Below are 22,401 nucleotides of genomic sequence, written 5' to 3'. Positions count from 1 at the left end.
AGGGGGTTGTGGTGTTTAATTTTGACGAAATCATTGAGCGTAAAAGCGACCGGTGTCGAAAATGGGATCACGCCTTTGTCCGCTCGCGCTTTGGTGATGTGCCTGAAGGCTTTATCCCGCTGTGGATTGCCGATATGGATTTCACCTCCCCACCTGCCGTGACAGAAGGTTTCCAGCGCATCGTGGAGCATGGCACCTTCGGCTACACCTGGTGCTTTGACGAATTTTACGATGCGGTTATCGCCTTCCAGCGCGAACGACATCAGGTTGACGTCGATAAATCGTGGATCACGCTGACGTACGGTACCGTCTCCACGCTGCATTATACGGTTCAGGCGTTTTGTAAATCTGGCGACACGGTGATGATGAACACACCGGTGTACGATCCGTTTGCCATGGCCGCCCAGCGTCAGGGGGTAGCGATACTGGCAAACCCGCTGTGCGTGAGGGAAAATCGCTACCAGCTTGATTTTAATCTGGTGGAAGAACAGCTCAGAACGTACCGTCCAAAACTGTGGTTCTTCTGCTCGCCGCATAACCCTTCCGGCAGGATCTGGCACGCCGATGAGATACGCCAGGTTTCAGACCTCTGTCAACGCTACGGCACCCTTCTGGTGGTTGATGAGGTCCACGCCGAACATATTCTGGACGGTCATTTCGTCAGCTGTCTGGCATCCGGCTGCGCGGCGCAGGACAATCTGATCCTGCTGACCTCCCCGAATAAAGCGTTCAACCTTGGCGGGCTGAAAACCTCCTACGCCATCATTCCGGATGCCACCCTGCGCCAGCGCTTTCGCCACCAGCTTGAGAAGAACGCCATCACCTCACCCAATATATTCGGGATATGGGGAATTATTCTTGCCTACCAGCATGGTTTGCCGTGGCTCGACGCGCTGAACGGCTATCTGCGCCGTAACGCTTGCTATCTGGCAGAGGCCATCCAGACCCACTTCCCGGCCTGGAAAATGATGAACCCGGAATCATCGTATCTGGCCTGGGTTGACGTCAGCGCAGATGAACGTAGCGCCACTGAATTGACCCGACATTTCGCCCATCAGGCTGGCGTCGTCCTCGAAGATGGCAGCCACTACGTCCAAAACGGCGAACACTACCTGCGCATTAATTTCGGCACCCAGCGCTACTGGCTGGAGCAGTCCATCACCCGAATGCTGAAGCATTACTAATAAGGATCTTACCCTGATGAAAAAAGTGCTCACACTCTCGATGCTTGCCTTGTGTGTTTCTCATGGCGCGGCGGCAGCGCAATACGCGCTTGATAACGACTCCATTGCCCTCTCGTTTGATGACGCCAGTTCAACGGTGGTAGTGAAAGACAAAACGGTTAACCATCCGCTTACGCCGCAGGAGCTGTTCTTTCTGACCCTGCCGGATGAGACCAAAATTCACACCGCAGATTTTACAATTAAGCATGTAGAAAAACAGGACAACGCGATTGTCATTGATTTCACCCGTCCGGATTTTAACGTGACGGTGAAGCTGAATCTGGTGAAGGGAAAATACGCCAGTATTGATTACACCATTGCGGCCGTCGGCCAGCCGCGAGAGGTGGCGAAAATCACCTTCTTCCCGACGAAAAAACAGTCTCAGGCACCGTACGTTGATGGCGCCATCAACAGCTCGCCCATTATTGCTGATTCGTTCTTTATCCTGCCGGATAAGCCAATCGTTAATACGTATGCCTATGAAGCGACGACCAATCTGAACGTGGAGCTGAAAACGCCGGTTCAGCCTGACGCACCGGTCAGCTTTACCACCTACTTTGGCACGTTCCCGGAAACCAGCCAGCTGCGCCGTAGCGTAAACCAGTTTATCGACGCCGTGCGCCCACGGGTGTACAAACCCTATCTGCACTACAACAGCTGGATGGATATCGGCTTCTTTAACCCCTACACCGAACAGGATGTGCTGGGGCGGATGGATGAGTGGAATAAAGAATTTATCACCGGACGCGGCGTGGCGCTGGATGCGTTCCTGCTGGACGATGGCTGGGACGATCGTACCGGACGCTGGCTGTTTGGCCCGGCCTTCAGCCACGGCTTTGGTAAGGTCAGGGAAAAAGCGGACAGTCTGCACAGTTCCGTCGGGCTGTGGCTCTCACCGTGGGGAGGTTATAATAAGCCGCGCGATATTCGCGTCTCCCACGCCAAAGAGTACGGCTTCGAAACGGTAGACGGGAAGCTGGCTCTCTCGGGCCCGCGCTACTTCAAAAACTTCAATGAGCAGATCATCAAACTGATTAAAAACGAACATATCACCTCGTTTAAGCTCGACGGGATGGGCAACGCCAACTCGCATATTACTGGCAGCCAGTTCGCGTCCGATTTTGATGCGTCTATCGCCCTGCTGCATAACATGCGCAGCGCAAACCCCAATCTATTTATCAACCTGACGACCGGTACCGACGCCAGCCCGTCCTGGCTGTTCTATGCCGACTCCATCTGGCGTCAGGGGGATGACATCAACCTTTACGGCCCCGGCACGCCGGTACAGCAGTGGATGACCTACCGCGATGCTGAAACATATCGCTCTATTGTGCGTAAAGGCCCACTGTTCCCGCTGAACTCGCTGATGTACCACGGGATAGTTAGCGCGGAAAATGCCTATTACGGACTGGAGAAGGTGCAAACGGACAGCGATTTTGCCGATCAGGTCTGGAGCTACTTCGCCACAGGAACGCAACTGCAGGAGTTATATATCACGCCATCAATGCTGAATAAGGCGAAATGGGACACCCTGGCGCAGGCAGCAAAATGGGCGCGAAATAACGCCAGCGTGCTGGTGGATACGCATTGGATCGGTGGCGACCCGACGGCGCTTGAGGTTTACGGCTGGGCCTCCTGGAGCAAAGACAAAGCCATTCTGGGCTTGCGAAACCCGTCGGATAAACCGCAAAGCTATTATCTGGATTTGGCAAAAGACTTTGAAATCCCCACAGGGGGCATGGCGCAGTTCAGTCTGAACGCCGTGTACGGCAGTAACACAAGCGTACCAGGAGAGTATCAAAAGGCCGTGGTGATTACGCTGCAGCCGCTGGAAACGCTGGTGTACGAGGCCATTCCCGCGAAGTAAAATAAACTGGCCCGGCGTGATTGCCGGGCCGATAAATTACCCCTGCTGCTCCAGCGCATACTTATACAGTGCGTTTTTCTTCACGCCATGGATCTCTGCCGCCAGCGCAGCCGCTTTCTTGAGCGGCAGTTCAGCCTGCAGCAGCGCAAGTGTACGAAGCGCATCGGCAGGTAATGCGTCCTCCTGCGCCTTATGTCCTTCGACAATCAGCACCATCTCGCCCTTGCGGCGGTTTTCGTCTTCCTTCACCCACGCCAGCAGTTCTCCTACCGGTGCGCCGTGAATGGTTTCCCAGGTTTTGGTCAGCTCGCGTGCCAGCACCACGTAGCGGGCTTCCCCCCAGACGGTCACCATATCTTCCAGGCTTTCCAGCAGGCGATGCGTAGATTCGTAGAAAATCAGGGTGCGCGGTTCAGCTTCCAGCGCTTTTAACACGTCGCGGCGGCCTTTGGATTTGGCAGGCAGGAAACCTTCATAGCAGAAGCGGTCGGAAGGCAGACCCGCAGCGCTCAGCGCCGCGATAGCCGCACATGGGCCAGGCAGCGGCACCACGCGGATCCCGGCCTCACGGCAGGTACGCACCAGATGGTAGCCGGGGTCGTTAATCAGCGGCGTACCCGCATCGGAGACCAGGGCAATGTTCTGCCCCTCTTTCAGCTTCGCCACCAGCGTTTCGGCTTTTTGTTGCTCATTGTGATCGTGTAACGCGAACAAACGCGCGCTAATGGCGAAGTGCTGGAGCAGTAAGCCTGTGTGTCGGGTATCTTCAGCGGCAATTAAATCAACAGCCTGCAATACGGTAAGCGCACGTTGGGTAATATCAGATAAATTCCCGATAGGAGTAGGTACAATATAGAGCTGGCCTTGAGAATTATCTGCCGTTTCGTGTTGTTTCATTGTTTCGTCCGTATTGCCGATTTAATATTGAGCATTGCGTAAAAAAAATCACTGGATACAGTATGGTACCGTTAACGTTTCTTCGAAAAAAAGCCACGCGCAGCGTGCCGCTCCTGCTGGCAGCCCTGATCTTTGCAGGCTGTGGCACCCAGGCACCCGACCAGAGCACCGCCCATTTGCAGGGTTCTGCTCAGGCTGACTCTGGCTTTTATCTGCAACAAATGTCGCAGAGCTCAAATGATACCAAGACCAACTGGCAATTACTCGCCATTCGTGCACTGCTGAAAGAGGGTAAAACCCAGCAGGCTGCCGAATTGTTCAACCAGTTGCCAAAAGATCTGAATGATATTCAGCGTCGTGAGCAGAGCCTGCTCTCTGCCGAGCTGAAAGTCGCGCTGAAAGATTATGATGCCGCGAAAAAGATACTCGGGGATATCGACGTGAGCGCGCTGGACAAAAATCAGCAGGCTCGCTTCTGGCAGGCGGGCATTACCGCTGAACAGGGCCGCCCTTCCCTGACGCTGCTCCGTGCGCTGATCGCCCAGGAGCCTCTGCTCGGCGGGGCTGATAAGCAGAAAAATATCGATGCCACGTGGCAGGCGCTGGCCTCTATGACGCAGGAACAGGCGCGTGCACTGGTGATCAATGCAGATGAAAACGTCCTGCAGGGCTGGCTGGATCTGCAGCAGATGTGGTTTAACAACCGCAACGATCCGAAGATGCTGAAAGCCGGTATCACTGACTGGCAGACCCGCTACCCGCAGAATCCGGGCGCGAAAATGCTGCCGACGCAGCTGGTAAACGTGCAGAACTTTAAGCCGGCCTCGACCAGCAAGATTGCACTCCTTCTGCCCTTAAACGGTCAGGCGGCGGTATTCGGTCGCACTATTCAACAGGGTTTTGAAGCCGCGAAAAACGGCACGACGCCAGTGACGGGCAGCGCAGTGCCGACCCAGGCGGCACAGGCGGCAAACGTGAACGACGTGGTCAGCCCTTCCGCCGCTGAAACCAGTGACCTGACCACCGCGCAGACGCCGGCACAGGGGACGATGCAGAACCCGGTAACGGCCCCTACGACGGCAACGCCAGCGCCGGCTGAAACTCAAGCAGCTCCGGCGACTGACACCGCTTCTGAACAACCTCAACCGCAGAACGTTCAGCCTGCACCGCCCGCCACGCCGGCGCCGGCTGAAACTCAAGCAGCCCCAGCGACTGACACCGCGTCTGAACAACCTCAACCGCAGAACGTTCAGCCTGCCCAGCCCGCAGAACAAACGGCACAACCTGTCGCGCAAACACCGTCGGTGGCCACCACCAGCGCGAACCCGGGTGCTGAGCTGAAAATCTACGACACCAGTTCGAAGCCGCTTGACCAGGTACTGGCGCAGGTTCAACAGGATGGTGCGAGCATCGTTGTCGGCCCGCTGCTGAAAAACAATGTCGAAGAGTTGATGAAGAGCAATACCACGCTGAACGTGCTGGCACTCAACCAGCCAGAGCAGGTTCAGAACCGGGCCAATATTTGCTACTTCGCGCTGTCGCCAGAAGATGAAGCCCGCGATGCGGCGCGTCATATTCACGAGCAGGGTAAACAGGCTCCGCTGTTGCTCATCCCACGCAGTACGCTGGGGGATCGCGTTGCTAATGCTTTTGCCGATGAGTGGCAGAAGTTGGGCGGCGGCATTGTGCTGCAGCAGAAATTCGGCTCCGCGTCTGAACTGCGCGCGGGCGTCAATGGCGGAGCGGGCATTGCCCTCAACGGCAGCCCGGTCAGCGCAAGCCTGCCGCAGCAGCAGAGTGTGACCATTGGCGGTCTGTCGATCCCTGCGCCACCTACCGACGCGCAGATCAGCGGTGGCGGTAAAGTGGATGCAGCGTATATCGTTGCCACCCCGCAGGAAATCGCCTTCATCAAACCGATGATTGCAATGCGTAACGGTAGCCAGAGCGGCGCAACGCTGTACGCCAGTTCACGCAGCGCGCAAGGTACCGCCGGCCCGGATTTCCGTCTGGAGATGGACGGCCTGCAGTACAGCGAAATACCCATGCTCGCAGGCAGCAACCCGGCACTGATGCAGCAGGCGCTGAGCACCGTCCGCAATGACTACTCTCTGGCACGTCTGTATGCCATGGGTGTCGATGCCTGGGCGCTGGCGAACCACTTTACCCAGATGCGTCAGGTGCCGGGCTTTGAGCTTAACGGCAATACCGGCGATCTGACGGCCACTCAGGATTGTGTGATTAACAGGAAGTTATCATGGCTCAAATACCAGCAGGGGCAAATCGTCCCGGCCAGTTAAGCCGTAAAGAGACCGGTGACGCGTGGGAATTAAAAGCGCGTCGCTGGCTTGAAGGCAAAGGACTGCACTTTATCGCCGCTAACGTTCGCGGACGTGGCGGCGAAATCGACCTCATCATGAAAGACGGTGAGGTCATCGTGTTTGTAGAAGTTCGCTACCGACAGTCTTCCCGTTTTGGCGGCGCTGCCGCCAGCGTGACGCTCGCCAAACAACATAAATTATTACAGACTGCCCACTTGTGGCTTGCCCGCCATAATGGGAGTTTTGATACTGTGGATTGCCGGTTCGATGTGGTAGCCTTCACCGGCAATGCGATCGAATGGCTGAAAAACGCTTTTGGCGAAGACGCATAATTAAGATTTAAAAGGGATAACGTGCTCGAAAGAATTAAAGTGTGCTTCACTGAAAGCATCCAGACTCAGATTGCAGCGGCGGAAGCCCTTCCGGACGCTATCTCTCGTGCCGCCATGACGCTGGTGCAATCCCTGCTCAACGGCAACAAAATCCTCTGTTGTGGCAATGGCACTTCAGCCGCCAACGCACAGCATTTTGCTGCCAGCATGATCAATCGTTTTGAAACAGAACGACCGAGTTTACCCGCCATTGCACTTAATACCGATAATGTGGTCTTAACAGCGATTGCTAACGATCGTCTGCATGATGAGATTTACGCAAAGCAGGTGCGAGCCCTGGGTCATGCCGGAGATGTTCTGCTGGCAATCTCCACGCGCGGCAACAGCCGGGACATTGTCAAAGCCGTTGAAGCCGCCGTCACCCGCGACATGACTATCGTTGCCTTAACAGGCTATGACGGTGGTGAGCTGGCGGGTTTGCTTGGGCCGCAGGATGTTGAAATCCGCATTCCCTCTCACCGTAGCGCGCGCATTCAGGAGATGCATATGCTCACGGTGAACTGCTTATGCGATTTGATCGATAACACGCTTTTCCCTCACCAGGATGATTAAGGAGTTCTTATGAAGGCTTTATCGACCCTCGCAGTCCTTATGTCTGCATTACTGCTTCAGGGATGTATCGCTGCGGCTGTCGTGGGTACCGCCGCGGTTGGTACTAAAGCGGCAACCGACCCGCGTTCCGTAGGGACACAAGTCGATGACGGTACGCTGGAGCTGCGCGTCAACAGTGCGCTGTCGAAAGACGAACAAATCAAGAAAGAAGCGCGTATCAACGTCACGGCCTATCAGGGCAAAGTGTTGCTGACGGGCCAGTCGCCGAATACCGAACTCTCCAGCCGCGCAAAACAGATCGCAATGGGCGTTGAGGGCACCACGGAAGTCTTCAATGAAATCCGTCAGGGGCAGCCAATCAGCCTGGGTACCGCGTCGTCTGATACCTGGATCACCACCAAAGTTCGCTCCCAGCTGCTGGGCTCGGACCAGGTGAAATCCTCAAACGTGAAAGTGACAACGGAAAACGGCGAAGTGTTCCTGCTGGGTCTGGTCACTGACCGTGAAGGCAAAGCGGCGGCCGATATCGCCAGCCGGGTGAGCGGCGTGAAACACGTCACCACCGCCTTTACCTACATCAAGTAACCAGGACGTCTGACAAAAAGCCCGGTAAGCGGTAACGCTACCGGGCTTTTTTTATACCAGTGCAATACTTCCTACCATCACCCCGCTCAGCGCCACCAGCCCCGCGGTCAGCCACAGCGCTTTCGCCGGGAATGACTTACGCAACATGACAAGCGACGGCAGGCTGATTGCAGGCAGGGTAATCAGCAGCGCCAGTGCAGGCGCGGTGCCCATCCCGGCCAGCATCATGGTCTGAACAATGGGAATTTCAGCGGCCGTTGGGATCACGAACAGGCAACCGGCAACCGCCATTGCAACGACCCACAGCAGCGTGTTGTCGATAGCCCCGTCCGCATGCGGGAACAGCCAGACGCGCGCCGCGCCCAGCACCAGAACCGCCAGGATATAGACCGGGATGGTGCTCCAGAAAAGTTGCCACAGCGCCCTGCCCCAGCGCGCGAAGAAGCCGCCCTGCGGTTCGCTGATATCCACGTCAACTGACGCAGGCGCTACGGTTTTGTCTTTCACCAGATGTTGCACCAGGGTCGCCACGACCAGCACCGTCAGCAGCCCGGCCACCAGACGAATAAAGGCGAAATGCCAGCCCAGCACAAAGCCCATAAACACCAGCGTCGCCGGGTTTAACAACGGGTTCCCCATCCAGAAAGCAAGCGCACCGCCCATCGAGACGCGCTGACGACGCATCCCGGCGGCCACAGGCGCCGCACAGCACGAGCACATCATGCCCGGCAGGGAGAAAATCGTCCCCAGCAGCGTACCCTGAAAGCGGGGCTGACCGAGGGTTTTCACCAGCCAGTGACGCGGGATAAGCACCTGAATCAGCGAGCCCAGCAGGACGCCCAGTACCGCGGCTTTCCAGACGGCAAGGAAATAGATCATGGCGTAATCCCACGCCGCCTGAAGCGGGCTGGAATCAGCCTGAGCGAGAATAGATTTTCCGATACTGTGCGTTTCGGCGGCCGTGAAGGCTTTACCGTAGTACGGCTGCCATTTCACATACCAGAGGCCGATGATGACCACGAGAAAGAAGAGCGCGGGCTTCCACCATTGAACAGGTGAAGCCGCCTGAGATGAAGACTGACCAGTCATAGCATTCCCCGGAGAGTAGTAGGTTATTAGCCGGGGGAGTTTACGCCTCGCCCTGTGCGATTTCACGCAGTTTTGCCGACGGGATGATATTCACGCCCTCCTGCGATGGCGAGAGCCCTTCTTTTAGCATCGCACGCGCCACGTCCGCTGCCTCAATGGATTTCCAGTTACCCGGCAGGATGCGGAACAGAGGCGCGAAAAACGATTCGTTAAAACGGCGTTCATCCCGATGCCCGAGCAGCATGGAGGGGCGAACAATGGTCAGTTGCTCCCACTTCTGGGCAATCAGCGCCTCTTCCATTTTGCCCTTCACCTTGTTGTAGAAAAAAGGTGACCCGGCATTGGCACCGAGCGAACTGATTACCACAAAATGTGTTGCCCCCAGCTTTTTAGCCGTCAGCGCCGTATCGACCACCAGCGTGTAGTCCGCATGCACAAAGGCCTCTTTACTGCCCGCTTCACGCAGCGTTGTACCGAGGCAGCAAAAGGCGATATCAACAGGATCCTGTACCTGCGCCAGTGCATCGGTAAGCTGCGGGTCGTGGGGGTTAAAGACGCCGGAGATATCCGCGAGAGGCCGACGCGTCGGGGCGGCAATATAGTTAACCCGATGCTCCTGAAGCAGCAGCCGCAGCAGATGTCCGCCCACCAGCCCGGTCGCGCCGGTAATCAGTACCTGACTCATCTCATCTCCCCTTTACAGAATTGTCCGTTTGCGAACTCAGCGTCGTCGACCACACTTAGAAGTCTGTTACAGGTAAGTATTTACCACAAGCGGAGAAAAATCTGTCTGAAGCCAAAACAACGGAGGAAGCATGGGCAAGAAAATCGCAGTCTTGATCACCGACGAGTTTGAAGATTCAGAATTCACCTCGCCAGCCGAGGCATTTCGCAAGGCAGGACATGAGGTCATCACCATTGAGAAAGAGGCGGGTAAAACGGTGAAAGGCCATAAGGGCGAAGCCAGCGTGACCATCGATGAAACCATCGATAACGTCAGCCCGTCAGATTTCGATGCCCTGCTGTTACCCGGCGGTCATTCACCGGATTCCCTGCGTGGGGATGAACGGTTCGTGACCTTCACGCGAGACTTTGTCTCGACGGGCAAACCGGTCTTTGCCATCTGCCACGGTCCGCAGCTGCTCATCAGCGCAGATGTCGTGCGCGGGCGTAAACTCACGGCCGTGAAACCGATCGTTATCGATCTGAAAAATGCGGGGGCTGAGTTTTACGATCAGGAGGTTGTGAACGACAAAGACCAGCTGATCACCAGCAGGACCCCGGACGATCTGCCCGCGTTTAACCGTGAAGCGCTACGCCTGCTCGGCGCGTAGCCAGTGAAGCTTTGTGCCAAAGCCCAGGGTGTTGTCGGTAAATTTCAGCTCATCAAGGCGGATTTCCCACACCGGAGCTTTTAGCGCAATGGCAACCGGAAAGCGGCGCGTGTAGCGTTTTCGCTGCGCGTCGCTCTCTTCTCCGTCCAGGCGGCGGATCTCCCCTTTAAACTGCAGGCCACGAATCAGCGCGACCGTTTTAGGCTGGCCGTTCACCGTGCCCGCCACCTTCGCCTGCGGACCCGACATTTGCGCATGACGGGTTTTATCCTCGCTCAGGACATAAAAGGCGACGCGCTCTGGATCGTAGTAATAAAACGCGTTTGCACACCACATTTCACCTTCGTCATACACGCACCAGGTGACGACATGCTGTTTTGCCAGCCAGCGGTTAATGGTGGTCAGAGTTTCCATTTTCGCTCTCTCTCATGCTAAGGTGCGTTCACCTTAACATACTGAATCTGTTTACCGTGTGCTGGTTTCTCTATCTTGTTCGTACCGCCGATAACGCCCTGTACACCGGGATTACTACCGATGTGGCGCGGCGTTTTCTGCAACATCAAACGGGGAAAGGTGCCAAAGCGCTGCGGGGGAAAGGGGAATTACAGCTCGCCTTTTCAGCGCCCGTTGGCGACAGATCGCTGGCGCTCAGAATGGAATACCGCATTAAGCAACTGACGAAGCGTCAGAAAGAGCGCCTCGTCACCGGAGACGGCTCCTTTGAGGCGCTTCGCGAGAGCCTGATTAAAAGCGATTGAAATGGTCGTGATACTCAACCAGACCGTTCACGCCATTAAGCGCGTCATCCGCCAGACGGTGCACCTGGAAGGCGGATTCCGTTCCCGGCCAGCGGCAGCGGAGATCGTAATGCGCTGCCGGCTCGAAGCCTAAACGGCCATAGAACGTAGCATCTCCCAGCGTCACCACGGCGGCATAGCCAAATTCGTTGAGCGAGTCCAGCCCTTCGTAAACCAGCTGGCGCGCCAGCCCCTGGCCGCGGTAGTGCTCATCAACCGCCAGCGGTGCCATTCCTACCCACTGTAACTCTTCGCCCTGAACGGTAACCGGGCTGAAGGCAACATAGCCCACCACCTGACCTTCGTCATCGGTGGCAACCAGCCCCAGCGTAATCAGGCCGTCTTCGCGGAGATCGTGGACCAGTTGCGCTTCGTCATCCCGCGCAAAAGAGCGGCGTAACAACGCATCGATTCCCGGTGCATCAATCCCAATTTCGACTCGAATCAGCATGGCTCACCTACTGAAGTGTGTTTACTTTCCGGCGGGGTTTTCAGCCCCGCCTCAACGAAATCTGCCATTTGCATCAACATCACACGCAGCGCTTTCGGCATCTGCTCCAGCTCAATGGCATCCATTAAATTCTTCACGTACAGACCAAGTTCCGTATCGCCTTCGATAACCAGTCGGCGCTGGAAGAAGAGTGTGTCCGGATCCTGCTTACGCGCGGCGATCATCAGCAGATCGCTGGCGCTGGCGCTAAAGCTCACATCCGCCTCGGCGGACTCACGGACGATCAGTTGGTTATTCTCAACAGAGGTAAACCAGCGCAGCCCGATATCGTGGACGTCAATGCTTAACCAGCGCCCTTCCAGGAACGCCAGCTCACCGTCCTGCAGTGCCTGGCGGAATTGCCAGCTCAGCACCTGCTCCAGCACCTGGCGTTTAAGCGCGAACGGGGCCAGTTTTACCGGCACGCTCAGCATTGATGGACCAAATTGTACGAGACGTGAACGCAGTTTATCCAGCACGAGCTTTACTCCCTGATAGCTATAGTCCTGCTATTTTGCCATATCCGAAGCACAACATAGCGGCGTAAATCAACAAACTGTCGTCAGGTGTACCTCATTATTGGTGCCATCAATACGCCATTAGCTGCCTTAAATCAAAAATTGTCGCGTATGGGTTAATTAAAATCCCAGCTCGTTAACAAATTTGCGATCGACTACATCAGGATAAATTATGGAGCTGCTCTGCCCAGCCGGAAATCTTCCGGCGCTTAAGGCGGCCATCGAAAATGGGGCCGATGCGGTCTATATCGGGCTGAAAGATGATACCAACGCCCGCCATTTTGCTGGCCTCAACTTTACGGAGAAAAAGCTTCAGGAAGCCGTTACCTTCGTCCACCAGCACTGCCGCAAACTGCATATCGCCATCAATACCTTCGCCCATCCTGATGGCTACGCCCGCTGGCAACGCGCGGTGGATATGGCAGCACAGCTGGGTGCCGATGCGCTGATCCTCGCCGACCTCGCTATGCTTGAGTATGCGGCAGAACGCTATCCTCATATTGAGCGTCACGTCTCCGTTCAGGCATCTGCCACTAACGAAGAGGCGGTGCGTTTTTATCATCGTCACTTTGATGTTGCCCGCGTGGTGCTGCCACGCGTGCTCTCTATTCATCAGGTTAAGCAACTCGCGCGCGTCACGCCAGTACCACTGGAAGTTTTTGCCTTTGGCAGCCTGTGTATCATGGCCGAAGGCCGTTGCTATCTCTCTTCCTATTTAACCGGCGAATCCCCCAATACCGTTGGGGCCTGCTCGCCCGCCCGCTTTGTTCGCTGGCAACAAACGCCGCAGGGGCTGGAATCGCGCCTGAACGACGTGCTGATTGACCGCTATCAGGACGGCGAAAATGCCGGTTACCCGACGCTGTGCAAAGGCCGCTATCTGGTAGACGGCGAGCGTTACCACGCGCTGGAAGAGCCAACCAGCCTTAATACGCTGGAACTGCTGCCAGAACTGCTGGCCGCCAATATCGCCTCGGTGAAAATTGAGGGCCGCCAGCGCAGCCCGGCGTACGTCAGCCAGGTGGCGAAAGTCTGGCGCCAGGCTATCGATCGCTGCATGGCAGACCCGCAGAACTACGCACCGCAACCGGCGTGGATGGAGACACTCGGTGCGATGTCCGAGGGTACACAAACCACGCTTGGCGCGTATCACCGTAAATGGCAGTGAGATAATCATGAAATATTCATTAGGGCCGGTGCTCTACTACTGGCCAAAAGAGACGCTGGAAGATTTTTACCACCAGGCCGCGACCAGCAGCGCAGATGTGATTTACCTCGGTGAAGCGGTATGCAGCAAGCGCCGCGCCACCAAAGTGGGCGACTGGCTGGATATGGCGAAAAGCCTCGCCGGAAGCGGTAAACAGGTGGTGCTCTCAACGCTCGCCCTCGTCCAGGCCTCCTCCGAACTGGGTGAACTCAAACGCTACGTAGAGAACGGTGAATTCCTGCTGGAAGCCAGCGATCTGGGCGTAGTGAACATGTGCGCCGAACGCAGGCTGCCGTTTGTCGCAGGCCATGCGCTGAACTGCTATAACGCCGTGACGCTGCGCCTGCTGCTTAAACAGGGGATGACGCGCTGGTGCATGCCGGTCGAACTCTCGCGCGACTGGCTGGCTAACCTGCTCAACCAGTGCGAAACGCTGGGTATTCGCAATCAGTTTGAGGTGGAAGTGCTGAGCTATGGTCATCTGCCGCTGGCCTATTCTGCCCGCTGCTTCACCGCCCGCTCTGAAGACCGCCCGAAAGACGAGTGTGAAACCTGCTGCATCAAATACCCGAACGGGCGCAGCATGCTGTCGCAGGAAAATCAGCAGGTGTTCGTCCTGAACGGTATCCAGACCATGAGCGGCTATGTGTATAACCTCGGCAATGAACTGGCGTCGATGAACGGTCTGGTCGACATGGTGCGCCTGTCACCGGTGGATACGGGCGTATTCGCCATGCTGGATGCCTTCCGCGCCAATGAAAACGGTGACGCTCCGCTGCCGTTAACCGCTAACAGCGACTGTAACGGCTACTGGAAACGCCTCCCCGGGCTGGTGCTACAGGGCTGAAGAAGAAATGTAAAAGCTCACTTTGTTAACAACGGTTATTAAATTTTAATGCACTATTAAAAGATTCACCGTCGACAAAGTGAGCTGTTATGACTGATAAAACCATTCCGTTTTCGGTGCTGGATCTGGCGCCGATCCCTCAAGGGTCCTCAGCACGAGAAGCCTTTACCCACTCTCTCGATCTCGCTCGCCTGGCAGAAAAACGCGGTTATCACCGTTACTGGCTGGCTGAGCACCACAATATGGTTGGTATCGCCAGTGCCGCGACCTCCGTGCTGATTGGTTACCTGGCGGCGAACACCACCACGCTGCACCTTGGCTCCGGTGGCGTGATGTTGCCGAACCATGCCCCGCTGGTGATTGCCGAGCAGTTTGGTACGCTGAATACCCTCTATCCTGGCCGTATCGACCTGGGTCTTGGCCGTGCGCCGGGCAGCGACCAGCCGACCATGCGCGCCCTGCGTCGCCATATGAGCGGCGACATCGATAACTTCCCGCGCGATGTGGCTGAACTGGTGGACTGGTTTGACGCGCGTGACCCTAACCCGCACGTGCGCCCGGTGCCAGGCTACGGTGAGAAGATCCCGGTGTGGCTGTTGGGCTCAAGCCTGTACAGCGCGCAGCTTGCCGCGCAGCTGGGGCTGCCGTTCGCCTTTGCCTCACACTTCGCGCCAGATATGCTCCACCAGGCGCTTCACCTCTATCGCACAAACTTCAAACCTTCAGAGCGTCTGGAAAAACCGTATGCGATGGTGTGCATCAACATCGTTGCCGCCGACAGCAATCGCGATGCGGAATTCCTGTTCACCTCCATGCAACAGGCTTTTGTGAAGTTGCGTCGCGGTGAGACCGGCCAGCTGCCGCCGCCGGTGGAGAATATGCATCAGCTGTGGTCGGCATCCGAACAGTATGGCGTTCAGCAGGCGCTGAGCATGTCGCTGGTGGGGGATAAGGCAAAAGTGCGTTACGGGCTGGAGGCGGTGCTGCGTGAGACGCAGGCGGATGAAATTATGGTTAACGGCCAGATTTTCGATCATCAGGCACGCTTGCATTCGTTTGACCTGGCGATGCAGGTGAAAGAGGAAGTGTCAGGTTAGCGCGGTTTGTCACCCTCTCCCGTCGGGAGAGGGTGACAGGTGGTGTTACTGATACACCGGCAGCAGGTTAAAACTCGACAGGACATGCACCAGCGCGTTGCCAATACCGAACACCAGAATCAGCGCAATCATCGGCTTTCCACCCCAGACGCGGAATTTCGGGCTGCCGAAGCGTTTACGTGATTTGCGTGCCAGCAGCGCAGGCACAATCGCCGCCCAGATGGTCGCCGCCAGCCCGGCATAGCCGATGGCATAGAGGAAACCATTCGGCCACAGCAGACCGCCAACAATCGGTGGCAGGAAAGTCAGCAGCGCGGTTTTAAAGCGCCCCATAGCAGAATCATCAAAACCAAACAGATCGGCCAGGTAGTCAAACAGGCCCAGCGTCACGCCGAGGAAAGAGCTCGCGACGGCAAAGTTAGAGAATACTACCAGCAACAGATCCAGACTGCGGCTGTTCAGTACGCCGCTCAGCGCCTGTACCAGTACATCAATGTTACCGCCCTTCTGCGCAATGCTGATAAATTCAGGACGCGGGATATTGCCCATCGTCCCCAGCAGCCAAATCACGTACAGCGCCAGCGCCAGCAGCGTGCCGTAGATCAGGCACTTCACAATCGTGCGGGGATCTTTACCGTAATACTTCATCAGGCTCGGCACATTACCGTGGTAACCAAATGATGCCAGACAGAACGGCAGGGTCATCAGCAGGTACGGCGTGTAAGCGGTATTCGTCTCCGCCACGTTGAACAGCGTGGCCGGCGTAACGTGCCCAAGCAGGCTGCCGAAGGTCAGGAAGAAGGTGATCACCTTCGCGCCCAGCACAATCGCCGTCATGCGGCTCACCGCTTTGGTGCTCATCCAGACGATAAACGCGACGCCCAGCGCGAAGCACAAGCCCGCCATTCTTGCCGGCACGTTCAGCGACAACTCCGAGAATGTGTGATGCAGAATGGAGCCACTCGCTGAGATGTACGCGTAAGTCAGGATGTAGAGCACAAAGGCAATGGAGAGGCCGTTTACCAGGTTCCAGCCTTTGCCTAACAGGTCTTTAGTGATGGTGTCGAAGCTGGAGCCAATGCGGTAGTTCAGGTTGGCTTCGAGGATCATCAGCCCGGAATGAAGCATACAGAACCAGGTAAACACCAGTGCCGCCAGCGACCAGAAGAACCACGCACCGGACATAACCACAGGCAGGGAGAACATCCCGGCACCAATAATGGTTCCGCCGATGATCACCACGCCGCCAAGCAGCGAAGGTGACGTTTGGGTGGTGGTAAGTGTCGCCATACAGCCTTTTCTCCAGTCAATAATGCGGTTATGCATGTTAATGTGCAGCACTGTACCAGTACAAGAGTACAAAAGGAATAAAAAAAGCCCCGACAGTGTTTATCGGGGCTGTATAGATTACTTTACGTCAGAAACGAAAGACTTACGCGTCACCGAAACGACGACGAGCGGTACCTTCTTCACGACGTGGGCCACGGCTTTCGCGACGCTCGCCAGAGAAACGACGACCTTCGCCTGCGCCAGCGCGGTTGCCTTCGCTACGACCGCCTTCACGACGTTCGCCACCGAAACCACGACCACCGCCACGACGTTCGCCACCACGGTCAGTACGTGGCTGGGCATCGCCCATCAGCTGCATGTTCATCGGCTTGTTCAGGATGCGGGTGCGAGTAAAGTGCTGCAGTACTTCGCCCGGCATGCCTTTTGGCAGCTCGATGGTAGAGTGAGATGCGAACAGCTTGATGTTACCGATGTAACGGCTGCTGATGTCGCCTTCGTTAGCGATCGCGCCAACGATATGACGAACTTCAACACCATCATCACGGCCCACTTCAATGCGGTACAGTTCCATTTCGCCAGCGTCACGACGCTCACGACGTGGACGCTCTTCGCCACTGCGCTCTGGACGGTCAGCACGTGGACCACGATCGTTACGGTCGCCACGACGTTCGAAACGCTCGTCACGGTCACGGAACTCACGCTTAGGACGCATCGGTGCATCTGGTGGCACGATCAGGGTACGTTCGCCCTGTGCCATTTTCAGCAGTGCTGCGGCCAGCGTTTCCATATCCAGCTCTTCGCCTTCAGCGGTAGGCTGAATCTGTGCCAGCAGCGCACGATACTGGTCCAGGTCGCTGCTTTCCAGCTGCTGCTGGACTTTCGCGGCGAATTTTTCCAGACGGCGTTTGCCCAGCAGTTCTGCATTTGGCAGTTCCGCTTCTGGAATGGTCAGCTTCATGGTGCGTTCAATGTTACGCAGCAGACGACGCTCGCGGTTCTCAACGAACAGCAGCGCACGACCTGCACGACCCGCACGACCGGTACGACCGATACGGTGAACGTAGGACTCGGAGTCCATTGGAATATCGTAGTTAACAACCAGGCTGATACGCTCAACGTCCAGACCACGTGCTGCCACGTCGGTTGCAATCAGGATATCCAGACGACCGTCTTTCAGGCGCTCCAGCGTCTGCTCACGCAGAGCCTGGTTCATGTCACCGTTCAGCGCTGCGCTGTTGTAGCCGCTACGCTCCAGCGCTTCAGCCACTTCCAGGGTCGCGTTTTTGGTACGAACGAAGATAATCGCCGCATCAAAATCTTCCGCTTCCAGGAAACGAACCAGCGCTTCGTTTTTACGCATACCGTATACAGACCAGTAGCTCTGGCTGATGTCCGGGCGAGTGGTCACGCTGGACTGAATGCGCACTTCCTGCGGCTCTTTCATGAAGCGGCGGGTAATGCGACGAATCGCTTCTGGCATGGTTGCAGAGAACAGAGCGGTCTGATGACCTTCCGGGATCTGCGCCATAATCGTTTCTACGTCTTCGATGAAGCCCATACGCAGCATTTCATCTGCTTCATCCAGTACCAGACCGCTCAGTTTAGAGAGGTCAAGGGTACCGCGCTTCAGGTGATCCAGCAGACGGCCCGGCGTACCGACAACAATCTGTGGACCCTGGCGCAGGGCACGTAACTGCACGTCATAACGCTGGCCACCGTACAGGGCCACCACGTTTACGCCGCGCATATGTTTAGAGAAATCAGTCATAGCTTCTGCAACCTGAACAGCCAGTTCACGGGTTGGAGCCAGGACGAGGATCTGCGGTGCACGCAGTTCCGGATCGATGTTGTGCAGCAGCGGCAGCGAGAACGCTGCGGTTTTGCCGCTACCAGTCTGGGCCATGCCCAGCACGTCACGACCAGACAACAGATGTGGGATACATTCTGCCTGGATCGGAGATGGTTTTTCGTAACCCAGATCGGTAAGGGCTTCAAGGATAGGAGCCTTCAGGCCCAGATCTGCAAAAGTGGTTTCGAATTCAGCCATGTAGTACGAGTGCCTCAATGTCAATGGCGGCCAGTCTACTTAGCTCATCGTGAAAATGATTAGCAATTTTCATTGAAAAGTGTGAACCGGCTCAAAGTAGATGTATTGACGAACAACAACGCCCTCACCAGTTAAGGTGATGGCAATCAAAAGATTACGGGCTGATGTTTATGTCGTCAGCTATTGCTGGTCCGATTCTGCCAGGTCGTCTTGCTCCTGGCCCAAGAGCGATAATTCCAACAATGCATAACGGTGCTCAACGAAGTTGTGTACGTTGTTAGCAACCGCTAATTTGAACAGTGCCGTAGCGCTGTCCTTATCCCCCAGACTTAGGTAGTACTTACCTAAATAGAAGTTGGTTTCACTGAGATGCTCAGCGAGCGAGGTGTTATCCGTTGCGTCCGCCTTGAGGCGTTCCATCAGCGTTGCTTCGCTAATGTTGCCCAGGTAGAACTCGACAATGTTCCATCCCCACTGTTCCTTGTCCGATTTATCGAAGCGCTGTTTCAGTGCTTCTTTTGCCTGCTTCTCATCGAGCTTCTGCTCAACGATGTATAACCACAGACTGCGGAAAGGATCATTAGGATCGTCTTGATAAAACGCCAGCAGATCATCTTGCGCTAACTTATCACGACCGCCGTAATACAGGGCGATACCGCGATTCAAGTGCGCGTAGTTGTAAGTTGGATCAAGCTCAAGTACAGAATCAAACGCTTCATAGGCAGCATCAAAATTGCCTGCCTGCGTTAAATAAATGCCTAAGTAATTGAATACTTCAGGCATATCAGGTCGGATTGCCAGCGCTTGTGAGAAATCATTCCGCGCTAATGCCCTCAGACCGAGACTATCATACAACACTCCGCGCTCATATAAAAGCTGTGCGCGTTCGTCATCGGTTAAAGCCCGACTGGCAAGAATTTGTTCCATGCGTGCCAGAATCACTTCCTGCTGCAAAGTCGGTTGCAATGGCACTGCGAGGACTTCGCTCTTACGCCAGGCAGAGTTGCTGCATCCTGCCAGCGTTAAAGCTGTCGCAACGAAACACCAGCGCAAAAAAGGCTTCATTTCCCACTCCCGAAGACAACTATTGGATGAACGTCCTGTCCCCCGGCGGCTTAACAAGGCGTCCTGCCTGATAATAGGCCCTCCACCGAAGCGGAGGGCAAATGCAACACTTACTCGCCTTGCTGTTCTGCTGCCGATGCTTCTGGCGCAGCAGCCGGCTGAGACTGCTCGGTTGCTTCTTTAATGCTCAGACGGATACGGCCCTGGCGGTCAACTTCCAGAACTTTAACCGGGACTTCCTGACCCATCTGCAGGTAATCGGTCACTTTCTCAACGCGCTTGTCAGCGATTTGAGAGATGTGAACCAGACCTTCTTTACCGCCACCGATGGCAACGAACGCGCCAAAGTCAACGATACGGGTCACTTTACCATTGTAGATACGGCCCACTTCGATTTCTGCAGTAATTTCTTCGATGCGACGAATAGCGAATTTCGCTTTCTCGCCGTCGGTCGCTGCAATTTTCACCGTACCGTCATCTTCGATTTCGATAGTGGTGCCAGTCTCTTCGGTCAGAGCACGGATAACGGAACCGCCCTTACCGATAACATCTTTGATCTTGTCTGGATTGATCTTGATGGTGTGGATACGCGGAGCGAACTGAGAAATGTCGCCACGTGGCGCGTTGATCGCCTGTTCCATCACGCCCAGGATGTGCAGACGAGCACCTTTAGCCTGGTTCAGCGCAACCTGCATGATCTCTTTGGTGATACCTTCAATTTTGATATCCATCTGCAGCGCAGAGATACCGTCGCGGGAACCCGCAACTTTGAAGTCCATATCGCCCAGGTGGTCTTCGTCGCCCAGAATGTCAGACAGAACAACAAAGTTCTCGCCTTCTTTCACCAGGCCCATTGCGATACCCGCAACGGCGGCTTTGATTGGCACGCCTGCATCCATCAGCGCCAGAGATGCGCCACACACGGAAGCCATGGAAGAAGAACCGTTAGATTCGGTGATTTCAGAAACCACACGAACGGTGTACGGGAATTTGTCAGCATCCGGCATCACTGCCAGCACACCACGCTTCGCCAGACGACCGTGACCAATTTCACGACGCTTAGGCGAACCCACCATACCGGTTTCACCTACGGAGTATGGAGGGAAGTTGTAGTGGAACAGGAAGCTGTCAGTACGCTCGCCCATCAGTTCGTCGATGTTCTGCGCGTCACGTGCTGTCCCCAGGGTCGCGGTAACCAGCGCCTGCGTTTCGCCACGGGTGAACAGTGCAGAACCGTGAGTACGTGGCAGAACGCCAGTACGCACGTCCAGACCACGGATCATGTCTTTTTCGCGGCCATCGATACGCGGCTCACCCGCCAGGACGCGGCTACGAACCACGTTTTTCTCGATAGCGTGCAGAATTTCGCTCAGCTCGTTAGCATCCAGCGTTTCGTCTTCAGCAATCAGCGTTGCGATAGTTTCGTCTTTGATCACGTCAACCTGAGCATAACGCTCCTGTTTGTCGGTGATGCGATAAGCATCGCTCAGACGAGATTCAGCCAGCGCAGCAACGCGTGCATTCAGCGCGTCGTTGACGGCTTCAGGCTGCCAGTCCCAACGTGGTTTGCCCGCCTCTTTAACCAGATCGTTGATGTTCTGAATAACGATCTGCTGCTGATCGTGGCCAAAGACCACCGCGCCCAGCATCTGGTCTTCGCTCAGCAGTTCCGCTTCGGATTCAACCATCAGCACAGCCGCTTCAGTACCAGCAACAACCAGGTCCAGCTTACTTTCTTTCAGCTCTTCCTGCGTTGGGTTCAGCACGTACTGGTCGTTGATGTAACCAACGCGTGCAGCACCGATTGGGCCATTGAATGGAATACCAGACAGTGACAGGGCTGCAGAAGCACCGATCATCGCAACGATATCCGGGTTAACCTGTGGGTTAACGGAAACAACGGTCGCGATAACCTGCACTTCGTTCACGAAGCCTTCCGGGAACAGCGGACGAACCGGGCGGTCAATCAGACGCGCAATCAGGGTTTCGCCTTCGCTTGGACGGCCTTCACGACGGAAGAAGCCACCCGGAATTTTACCGGCAGCGTAGGTACGCTCCTGGTAGTTAACGGTCAGTGGGAAGAAGTCCTGACCTGGTTTTGCTTTTTTCTGGCCAACTACGGTTACGAATACCGCAGTGTCATCCATGCTTACCATAACGGCAGCAGTAGCCTGACGTGCCATCATGCCGGTTTCCAGCGTGACGGTGTGTTGACCATACTGGAATTTACGAACGATCGGATTCAGCAAAGTTCTGTCCTTTCTTAAATGTATGACAGCACACCACCGGTGTGCTGACGTTTTAACCCGACCTTCTTCGCATCCTCGCGACTAATGACAACCAACACCCCCATGGGTGAAGCCTCTCATTAGCCGCGCGAACCTCTGCAATGAAGATCATTTATAGCAACAATACAATAGTTTCCAGTGAATTGCTGCCGTCTGGTTGAAAAAAGGGGCCATCAGGCCCCCTTTTCTGAAACTCGCAAGACTTAGCGACGCAGACCCAGACGCTCGATCAGCGCGGAGTAACGTGCAACATCTTTACGTTTCAGGTAGTCGAGCAGTTTACGACGCTGAGAAACCATACGCAGCAGACCACGACGGCTGTGGTGATCTTTTTTGTGCTCTGCAAAGTGACCCTGCAGGTGGTTAATCTGTGCAGTCAGCAGTGCAACCTGAACTTCGGTAGAACCGCTGTCGTTAGTACCACGACCAAACTCAGAAACGATTTTAGCTTTAGCTTCAACGCTTAGAGACATTTTCAAACTCCAGAATATAAAG

23 protein-coding genes are annotated in these 22,401 nt (G+C 55.6%); 11 read left to right on the top strand and 12 right to left on the bottom strand.

The features are described 5' to 3' along the window. Nucleotides 1-11: 11 nt before the first annotated feature. Complete coding sequence (locus tag BH714_RS20070) at nucleotides 12-1,184, top strand: MalY/PatB family protein (RefSeq protein WP_040018759.1); 1,173 nt, start codon at nucleotides 12-14, stop codon at nucleotides 1,182-1,184. Nucleotides 1,185-1,200: 16 nt separating this feature from the next. Continuing rightward, nucleotides 1,201-3,090 carry an alpha-galactosidase gene (locus BH714_RS20065; protein WP_040018758.1) on the top strand — a complete coding sequence of 630 codons (1,890 nt, stop codon included), beginning with the start codon at nucleotides 1,201-1,203 and terminating at the stop codon, nucleotides 3,088-3,090. A gap of 36 nt (nucleotides 3,091-3,126) precedes the next feature. On the opposite strand, the gene rsmI is transcribed toward BH714_RS20065, so the two are convergent. Further along, a complete protein-coding gene (gene rsmI / locus BH714_RS20060; RefSeq protein WP_014171761.1) occupies nucleotides 3,127-3,987 on the bottom strand; it encodes a 16S rRNA (cytidine(1402)-2'-O)-methyltransferase in 861 nt (286 codons plus the stop codon). 62 nt (nucleotides 3,988-4,049) lie between these two features. Here rsmI and BH714_RS20055 point away from each other — a divergent pair, with 62 nt between their 5' ends. From BH714_RS20055 to dolP, 4 genes are read left to right on the top strand one after another with little or no spacing between them, the layout of a single operon-like run. Next, nucleotides 4,050-6,287, top strand: a complete 2,238-nt coding sequence (locus tag BH714_RS20055) for a penicillin-binding protein activator (RefSeq protein ID WP_040018756.1) — start codon at nucleotides 4,050-4,052, stop codon at nucleotides 6,285-6,287. After that, the gene (locus tag BH714_RS24150; RefSeq protein WP_040018755.1) at nucleotides 6,245-6,640 is read left to right on the top strand and encodes a YraN family protein; all 396 of its coding nucleotides are present in this window, start codon (nucleotides 6,245-6,247) and stop codon (nucleotides 6,638-6,640) included. The genes BH714_RS20055 and BH714_RS24150 overlap by 43 nt, the downstream gene beginning before the upstream one ends. Nucleotides 6,641-6,661: 21 nt before the next feature. Beyond that, nucleotides 6,662-7,252 carry a DnaA initiator-associating protein DiaA gene (diaA, locus tag BH714_RS24145; protein ID WP_003861754.1) on the top strand — a complete coding sequence of 197 codons (591 nt, stop codon included), beginning with the start codon at nucleotides 6,662-6,664 and terminating at the stop codon, nucleotides 7,250-7,252. A gap of 9 nt (nucleotides 7,253-7,261) precedes the next feature. Continuing rightward, complete coding sequence (dolP, locus tag BH714_RS20040) at nucleotides 7,262-7,837, top strand: division/outer membrane stress-associated lipid-binding lipoprotein (RefSeq protein WP_014171764.1); 576 nt, start codon at nucleotides 7,262-7,264, stop codon at nucleotides 7,835-7,837. Between the two features lie 51 nt (nucleotides 7,838-7,888). Here the strand turns inward: dolP and BH714_RS20035 are convergent, their stop codons facing one another. After that, the gene (locus BH714_RS20035) at nucleotides 7,889-8,926 is read right to left on the bottom strand and encodes a permease (protein WP_040018754.1); all 1,038 of its coding nucleotides are present in this window, start codon (nucleotides 8,924-8,926) and stop codon (nucleotides 7,889-7,891) included. A 40-nt stretch (nucleotides 8,927-8,966) separates the two neighbouring features. Then, entirely contained in the window at nucleotides 8,967-9,611 is a 645-nt protein-coding gene (locus BH714_RS20030; protein WP_020883547.1) for an NAD(P)H-binding protein, read from the bottom strand. A 130-nt stretch (nucleotides 9,612-9,741) separates the two neighbouring features. On the opposite strand from BH714_RS20030, the gene BH714_RS20025 reads away from it, so the two are divergent. After that, nucleotides 9,742-10,260: a type 1 glutamine amidotransferase domain-containing protein gene (locus BH714_RS20025; RefSeq protein ID WP_014171767.1), complete on the top strand. Its 519-nt coding sequence runs from the start codon at nucleotides 9,742-9,744 to the stop codon at nucleotides 10,258-10,260. Here BH714_RS20025 and BH714_RS20020 read toward each other — a convergent pair. Continuing rightward, entirely contained in the window at nucleotides 10,240-10,674 is a 435-nt protein-coding gene (locus BH714_RS20020) for a YhbP family protein (protein WP_020883546.1), read from the bottom strand. The two genes, BH714_RS20025 and BH714_RS20020, sit on opposite strands and share 21 nt — an antisense overlap. Nucleotides 10,675-10,688: 14 nt before the next feature. On the opposite strand from BH714_RS20020, the gene BH714_RS20015 reads away from it, so the two are divergent. Further along, entirely contained in the window at nucleotides 10,689-11,018 is a 330-nt protein-coding gene (locus BH714_RS20015) for a GIY-YIG nuclease family protein (protein ID WP_014171769.1), read from the top strand. Here BH714_RS20015 and BH714_RS20010 read toward each other — a convergent pair. Both BH714_RS20010 and ubiT read right to left on the bottom strand, forming a co-directional pair. Continuing rightward, on the bottom strand, nucleotides 11,005-11,508 hold the full coding sequence (locus BH714_RS20010; protein ID WP_020883545.1) for a GNAT family N-acetyltransferase: 504 nt from the start codon (nucleotides 11,506-11,508) through the stop codon (nucleotides 11,005-11,007). The genes BH714_RS20015 and BH714_RS20010 overlap by 14 nt on opposite strands. Then, the gene (gene ubiT / locus BH714_RS20005) at nucleotides 11,502-12,026 is read right to left on the bottom strand and encodes a ubiquinone anaerobic biosynthesis accessory factor UbiT (RefSeq protein ID WP_025202929.1); all 525 of its coding nucleotides are present in this window, start codon (nucleotides 12,024-12,026) and stop codon (nucleotides 11,502-11,504) included. The genes BH714_RS20010 and ubiT overlap by 7 nt, the downstream gene beginning before the upstream one ends. A 211-nt stretch (nucleotides 12,027-12,237) precedes the next feature. On the opposite strand from ubiT, the gene ubiU reads away from it, so the two are divergent. The 3 genes from ubiU to BH714_RS19990 all read left to right on the top strand — a co-directional run bounded on the left by ubiU (nucleotide 12,238) and on the right by BH714_RS19990 (nucleotide 15,216). Continuing rightward, on the top strand, nucleotides 12,238-13,233 hold the full coding sequence (ubiU, locus tag BH714_RS20000) for a ubiquinone anaerobic biosynthesis protein UbiU (protein WP_040018752.1): 996 nt from the start codon (nucleotides 12,238-12,240) through the stop codon (nucleotides 13,231-13,233). Nucleotides 13,234-13,240: 7 nt separating this feature from the next. After that, nucleotides 13,241-14,119 (top strand): U32 family peptidase, encoded by an 879-nt coding sequence (locus BH714_RS19995; protein ID WP_020883542.1) that lies wholly within the window; start codon nucleotides 13,241-13,243, stop codon nucleotides 14,117-14,119. 89 nt (nucleotides 14,120-14,208) lie between these two features. Continuing rightward, entirely contained in the window at nucleotides 14,209-15,216 is a 1,008-nt protein-coding gene (locus tag BH714_RS19990; protein WP_040018750.1) for a luciferase-like monooxygenase, read from the top strand. A 45-nt stretch (nucleotides 15,217-15,261) separates the two neighbouring features. Here the strand turns inward: BH714_RS19990 and mtr are convergent, their stop codons facing one another. The 6 genes from mtr to rpsO all read right to left on the bottom strand — a co-directional run bounded on the left by mtr (nucleotide 15,262) and on the right by rpsO (nucleotide 22,379). Continuing rightward, nucleotides 15,262-16,506: a tryptophan permease gene (mtr, locus tag BH714_RS19985; RefSeq protein WP_040019075.1), complete on the bottom strand. Its 1,245-nt coding sequence runs from the start codon at nucleotides 16,504-16,506 to the stop codon at nucleotides 15,262-15,264. Between the two features lie 142 nt (nucleotides 16,507-16,648). Further along, entirely contained in the window at nucleotides 16,649-18,553 is a 1,905-nt protein-coding gene (locus BH714_RS19980; protein ID WP_020883539.1) for a DEAD/DEAH family ATP-dependent RNA helicase, read from the bottom strand. Continuing rightward, nucleotides 18,546-18,626 carry a protein YrbN gene (yrbN, locus tag BH714_RS24530; RefSeq protein WP_100122156.1) on the bottom strand — a complete coding sequence of 27 codons (81 nt, stop codon included), beginning with the start codon at nucleotides 18,624-18,626 and terminating at the stop codon, nucleotides 18,546-18,548. The genes BH714_RS19980 and yrbN overlap by 8 nt, the downstream gene beginning before the upstream one ends. Before the next feature lie 107 nt (nucleotides 18,627-18,733). Further along, nucleotides 18,734-19,618 (bottom strand): lipoprotein NlpI, encoded by an 885-nt coding sequence (gene nlpI, locus BH714_RS19975; protein ID WP_013098912.1) that lies wholly within the window; start codon nucleotides 19,616-19,618, stop codon nucleotides 18,734-18,736. Between the two features lie 110 nt (nucleotides 19,619-19,728). Then, the gene (pnp, locus tag BH714_RS19970) at nucleotides 19,729-21,867 is read right to left on the bottom strand and encodes a polyribonucleotide nucleotidyltransferase (RefSeq protein WP_014171780.1); all 2,139 of its coding nucleotides are present in this window, start codon (nucleotides 21,865-21,867) and stop codon (nucleotides 19,729-19,731) included. A gap of 242 nt (nucleotides 21,868-22,109) precedes the next feature. Continuing rightward, a complete protein-coding gene (gene rpsO / locus BH714_RS19965; protein WP_013098914.1) occupies nucleotides 22,110-22,379 on the bottom strand; it encodes a 30S ribosomal protein S15 in 270 nt (89 codons plus the stop codon). Between the last annotated feature and the right edge of the window lie 22 nt (nucleotides 22,380-22,401).

Origin of the sequence: Enterobacter ludwigii (genome assembly GCF_001750725.1) — a bacterium.
Classification (GTDB): Bacteria; Pseudomonadota; Gammaproteobacteria; order Enterobacterales; family Enterobacteriaceae; genus Enterobacter; species Enterobacter ludwigii.
The sequence above is the reverse complement of the archived record's forward strand: the minus strand, read 5'-3'. Positions and strand labels throughout refer to the sequence as shown.

Bases quoted from the DNA above. Each gene is read 5' to 3' on its own strand.
- BH714_RS20015 (WP_014171769.1), top strand. From the start codon at position 10,689: ATGCTAAGGTGCGTTCACCTTAACATACTGAATCTGTTTACCGTGTGC.
- BH714_RS20025 (WP_014171767.1), top strand. From the start codon at position 9,742: ATGGGCAAGAAAATCGCAGTCTTGATCACCGACGAGTTTGAAGATTCA.
- yrbN (WP_100122156.1), bottom strand. From the start codon at position 18,626: ATGAAAATTGCTAATCATTTTCACGATGAGCTAAGTAGACTGGCCGCC.
- dolP (WP_014171764.1), top strand. From the start codon at position 7,262: ATGAAGGCTTTATCGACCCTCGCAGTCCTTATGTCTGCATTACTGCTT.
- BH714_RS19995 (WP_020883542.1), top strand. From the start codon at position 13,241: ATGAAATATTCATTAGGGCCGGTGCTCTACTACTGGCCAAAAGAGACG.
- rsmI (WP_014171761.1), bottom strand. From the start codon at position 3,987: ATGAAACAACACGAAACGGCAGATAATTCTCAAGGCCAGCTCTATATT.
- nlpI (WP_013098912.1), bottom strand. From the start codon at position 19,618: ATGAAGCCTTTTTTGCGCTGGTGTTTCGTTGCGACAGCTTTAACGCTG.
- mtr (WP_040019075.1), bottom strand. From the start codon at position 16,506: ATGGCGACACTTACCACCACCCAAACGTCACCTTCGCTGCTTGGCGGC.
- BH714_RS20055 (WP_040018756.1), top strand. From the start codon at position 4,050: ATGGTACCGTTAACGTTTCTTCGAAAAAAAGCCACGCGCAGCGTGCCG.
- BH714_RS24150 (WP_040018755.1), top strand. From the start codon at position 6,245: ATGGCTCAAATACCAGCAGGGGCAAATCGTCCCGGCCAGTTAAGCCGT.
- BH714_RS20010 (WP_020883545.1), bottom strand. From the start codon at position 11,508: ATGCTGATTCGAGTCGAAATTGGGATTGATGCACCGGGAATCGATGCG.
- ubiU (WP_040018752.1), top strand. From the start codon at position 12,238: ATGGAGCTGCTCTGCCCAGCCGGAAATCTTCCGGCGCTTAAGGCGGCC.
- BH714_RS20030 (WP_020883547.1), bottom strand. From the start codon at position 9,611: ATGAGTCAGGTACTGATTACCGGCGCGACCGGGCTGGTGGGCGGACAT.
- BH714_RS19990 (WP_040018750.1), top strand. From the start codon at position 14,209: ATGACTGATAAAACCATTCCGTTTTCGGTGCTGGATCTGGCGCCGATC.
- BH714_RS20065 (WP_040018758.1), top strand. From the start codon at position 1,201: ATGAAAAAAGTGCTCACACTCTCGATGCTTGCCTTGTGTGTTTCTCAT.
- BH714_RS19980 (WP_020883539.1), bottom strand. From the start codon at position 18,553: ATGGCTGAATTCGAAACCACTTTTGCAGATCTGGGCCTGAAGGCTCCT.
- BH714_RS20020 (WP_020883546.1), bottom strand. From the start codon at position 10,674: ATGGAAACTCTGACCACCATTAACCGCTGGCTGGCAAAACAGCATGTC.
- BH714_RS20035 (WP_040018754.1), bottom strand. From the start codon at position 8,926: ATGACTGGTCAGTCTTCATCTCAGGCGGCTTCACCTGTTCAATGGTGG.
- rpsO (WP_013098914.1), bottom strand. From the start codon at position 22,379: ATGTCTCTAAGCGTTGAAGCTAAAGCTAAAATCGTTTCTGAGTTTGGT.